This window comes from Streptomyces boncukensis, assembly GCF_011045075.1.
GTDB classification, from domain to species: Bacteria; Actinomycetota; Actinomycetes; order Streptomycetales; family Streptomycetaceae; genus Streptomyces; species Streptomyces boncukensis.
Map to the genome: position 1 here is coordinate 1 of NZ_JAAKZZ010000623.1, position 3,829 is coordinate 3,829.

The following is a 3,829-nucleotide window of genomic DNA, read 5'->3' on the forward strand; positions in this document are numbered from 1 at the left end:
ACCCAGGCCAGCAGGCCCAGCGACCAGACGGGAAACGAGGCGAACAGCAGCCGCAGCCAGATCGTCCGCCTCCGGTCGCCGGAGTCGCGCGGCTGGGGCGGGGGCGGGGGCTGCGCGGTCTGGCCGTACATCGTCACTCCGGTCTGCCATAGCGGACATGCCAGAAAGTGAGCGTATACAGCGGGCGGGGGAGACGGGCGCGAAGTGGACGGAGGAGACGGAGTCGTTGTCCTGTCGCTCGCGGCCTTCCCGCTCGCGGCCTTCTCGTTCGGCCTTCTCGTCCGGCCTTCTCGTCCGGGGCTTCTCACTCGGGCGGGATGGTGCCCTGGGCCAGACCGTCGTACACGCCCTGTACGAGCTGCTCGCCCAGCGCTCCGGCCCGCCGCAGGCCGGCCTCGAACGCGGCCAGCCTGCGGAAGTGCTGCCCGTACTGCCGCTGCCGCCGTAGCGGCAGCCGGGGCAGGCGCAGCCTGCGGACGTCGATGCGGGCGGTGCTGGAGGCGTAGCTGCTGGCCTGCCGGGTGTTGGCGGTGGAGCGCAGGAAGCCCGCCACGAACCAGGGGTCCAGTGCGGCCGGATCCACCCGCAGCAGGCTGAGCGGCTTCGCGAGGGTCTCCCCGGCCTGCTCCGGCTCCACCACGTACGCGGCACCGCGCCCCTGCACGGGGAGGACGACGTCGCCCGGCTCGGTGGTGACGGAACCGGCCTCGCTGCCCGCCGTGCGCACCTCCAGGGCTCCGCCGCGCGCCAGGTCGCCGATGGTGGTGTCCGTCCACTGGAGGGCCGCCGGGGCGCCCTGCGGGGCCTGCGCGGCCGCCCCGGACGCGGCCGGGAGGGCGGGGGACGGCGCGGCGTCGAGGGTGCGGCGCAGGACCTGCTCCAGCTCGCTGTGCACCTCGGCCAGCGCCGTGCCGCCGCCCTGGTCCCCGGCGGGCGGCAGGTGCCGCGGCGGGGAGAGGTCGACGTCGTCGTCGAGCAGGTCGATCACGGACAGCACGCCGCAGACGCCCGGCTCCTCGGGCACCGTGCCGCCCTCGTCGAAGGCGCGCCAGGCGGACAGCACGGCCGCCGTGAGTTCCGGCCAGGGCAGCGTGCCCCGGCTCGCGCCCTGGAAGCGGTCGCTGGTGTCCATCAGCAGCAGCTGCGGCTGGGACGGTGCGGCGCCGGGCTTGCGCAGCACCCACAGGTGCAGCGGCAGGCTGTGCGGCGCGGCGGCGCCCGCGGGCAGTGCGAGCACGGCGCGCAGGGCGCCCTTGCGCAGCAGCGCGGCGCGGATGCGGCGGCCGGTGCGCCGGGAGGCGGCGGCGGGCGGCATCAGCAGCACGGCGGTGCCCCCGGGGCGCAGCCGGGCGAGGGCGTGCTGGGCCCAGGCCAGTTCGGACTCGGTCCGGGCCGGCAGGCCGTAGACCCAGCGCGGGTCGTAGGCCAGCTCGTCGTGGCCCCAGTTGCGTTCGTTGAACGGGGGGTGGCACAGCACGGCGTCCACCGGCGGCTCGCTCTCAGCGGGCTCGGTGCGCAGCGCGTCCTCGGCGCGGATGTGGACAGCGGTGCCGTGCGCGGCGCCGCGGAGGGTGAGCCGGAGGGCGCTGAGGCGGGCCAGATCCGGGTCCGTCTCCTGGCCGAGCAGGGTGTGGACCTGTGGAGCGGATCGCTGTGCGGCGGCGCCCGCCAGGGCGGCGGCGAGCAGTTCGCCGGAGCCGCAGGCGGGGTCGAGGACGGAGGTGGCGCCTGCGGCCAGGGAGGCCATCAGCGCAGCGGTGTCGGGCGGGGTGAGGGTGTACTGGCGCGAGTTGGCGTCGAGATGGCGGCTGAGCAGAAAGGCGTACGTGCCGTGGGGGCCGAGCTCTCCGGCCAGCCGCGCCAGGTCGTCGGCGGGGGCTTCGGTGTCCGGCTCCGCCGCGGCGTCCGCGTCGGCGCGGCCCGCGTGCTCGGCGAGCTGGAGCATCCGCTCGCCGGCGCGCAGCACGGCGGCCGCCGTGCCCTCGGGGTCGGCCTCGATCCGCTGCCAGACGCGTTCGCGCAGCGGCAGTTCGGCGAGCCGTCCGTGGGCGCGCAGCCAGTACTCCACCTCGGGGAGGGAGAAGGAGGGGCTCGTCTCGGTGCCTCCGACGGGCCGGGGGAAGTGCGGATAGCGGCGCCGCCAGTTGCTGACGGCCGCCCTGCCGACACCGGCGAGCCGGGCGATCTCCGCCGCGGTCACCTCCGCCGCGCTGTCCGCCGCGTTGTCCGCCGCGTTGTCCGCCACGTGAACGGCCTCCGTCTCCTGACTGTGTACTCCCGGCGCGGTGATCCTCTCACCATACCCGCGCGCCTCTGCGGTCGGATGTACACGGCGTGAATGTGACGGAATCCGTGAAGCGTGTTGACTCGATTCACGGGCAATGCTCTCATTGACTCACCGGCTCGCACGGTGTGCCGGTGACGCAGAGACCCGAGTCGAAGTAGGTGCATCAGTCATGTCCGTCCTCAGCCGCAACCGCAGGCGCCCCCTGGTCGCGGTCGCCGTCGCGCTCCTCGCCTTCGGCGGCCTCGCCGCCTGCGGCACGGAGGAGCCCACGACCGAGAAGGCGTCCAGCTCCGACAGCAAGGACGCGGACTCGAAGGGCTCGAAGGACTCGGAGGAGGGGTCCGGGGAGAGCGGTGACGACGAGAAGGGCGGCGCCCTCGCGGCGGGAGACAGTGCTGTGTACAAGAAGGCCGGTCTGAAGATCACCGTCACCAAGGCGACCGTGTTCACACCGGGCGAGTACTCCGACGGCCACTCGCAGGGCAACAAGGCGTACAAGGTCGCGGTCACCCTGGAGAACACCGGTTCCGAGAAGGCGGACGTCAGCCTCGTCGACATCTCGGGCCGCTATGGCGAAGAGGGCAAGGAGGCCGGGGAGATATTCGACGGGGAGACGATGGGGGAGGGCTTCGACGGCAATCTGCTGCCGGGCAAGAAGGCGACGGCGTCCTACGGCTTCGATGTGGCGCCCGCGGCCAAGGTCCTGGATGTCGAGGTCACGTTGAACGACTTCGAGTCCGAGCCCGCCCAGTGGGAGCTCAAGCTCTGACCCTGGTCCGGGGGGTGGAGGGGGTCAGGGGTGCGGCGGTCCGGGGCTGCCGCACCCCTTGACTGTGCATGTTCAACCACTAAAGTCTAGACCAATTTCCGGTGTGCGCGGCCTCACCCCCCCACCCCACGCACCGAGGCCGGGCCTCACCCCCCACTATCAGGAGCTGACATGCACAAGAGAAGGAAACTGGCTGCGCTGTTAGGTGCCGGCCTCGCGCCCGTTCTGGTGCTCGGGCTCAACGTGACCCCGGCCAACGCGCACGGCTGGGTCACCAACCCCTCCAGCAGGCAGGACCAGTGCGCCAGGGGCGTCGTCGAGTGCGGCCAGATCAAGTGGGAGCCGCAGAGCGTCGAGGGGCCCAAGGGCCGGAAGGACTGCGCGGGCGGCAACGGGCGGTTCTCCGAACTCAACGACGACAGCAAGGGCTGGCAGGTCTCGGACGTCAGCCGTACGACGACGTTCCAGTGGCGGCTGACGGCCCGGCACCGCACCACCACCTGGCAGTACTTCGTGGACGGCGACAAGGTCGCGGAGTTCGACGACCGCGGCGCGCAGCCGCCGCAGTACGTGTCGCACAACGTCGACTTCGGCAACTACACCGGCAAGCACAAGGTGCTGGCCGTGTGGAACATCGCCGACACGGCCAACGCGTTCTACGCCTGCGTGGACGTCAACATCCGCTAGGCCGTGTCCGGCGGATCCTGCTGGGCCGGGGCTGCCCTTGCTGCTCGCCGCAGCCCCGGCCCGGCCTGCCGTTCGTCCGCCGCCCG

Annotated in this window: 3 protein-coding genes; 2 read left to right on the plus strand and 1 reads right to left on the minus strand. The window is 72.8% G+C overall.

The window, feature by feature from the left end; all coding sequences use genetic code 11:
- Positions 1-304: 304 nt before the first annotated feature.
- On the minus strand, positions 305-2,245 hold the full coding sequence (locus G5C65_RS33160; RefSeq protein ID WP_165302775.1) for an N-6 DNA methylase: 1,941 nt from the start codon (positions 2,243-2,245) through the stop codon (positions 305-307).
- A gap of 211 nt (positions 2,246-2,456) precedes the next feature.
- Here G5C65_RS33160 and G5C65_RS33165 point away from each other — a divergent pair, with 211 nt between their 5' ends.
- Together G5C65_RS33165 and G5C65_RS33170 are read left to right on the plus strand one after the other, a co-directional pair.
- Complete coding sequence (locus G5C65_RS33165) at positions 2,457-3,056, plus strand: DUF4352 domain-containing protein (RefSeq protein WP_165302776.1); 600 nt, start codon at positions 2,457-2,459, stop codon at positions 3,054-3,056.
- 171 nt (positions 3,057-3,227) lie between these two features.
- Positions 3,228-3,743, plus strand: a complete 516-nt coding sequence (locus G5C65_RS33170; RefSeq protein WP_165302777.1) for a lytic polysaccharide monooxygenase auxiliary activity family 9 protein — start codon at positions 3,228-3,230, stop codon at positions 3,741-3,743.
- The last annotated feature ends 86 nt before the right edge of the window (positions 3,744-3,829 follow it).

Coding starts and splice junctions, on each gene's coding strand:
- G5C65_RS33165 (WP_165302776.1), top strand. CDS start 2,457: ATGTCCGTCCTCAGCCGCAACCGCAGGCGCCCCCTGGTCGCGGTCGCC.
- G5C65_RS33170 (WP_165302777.1), top strand. CDS start 3,228: ATGCACAAGAGAAGGAAACTGGCTGCGCTGTTAGGTGCCGGCCTCGCG.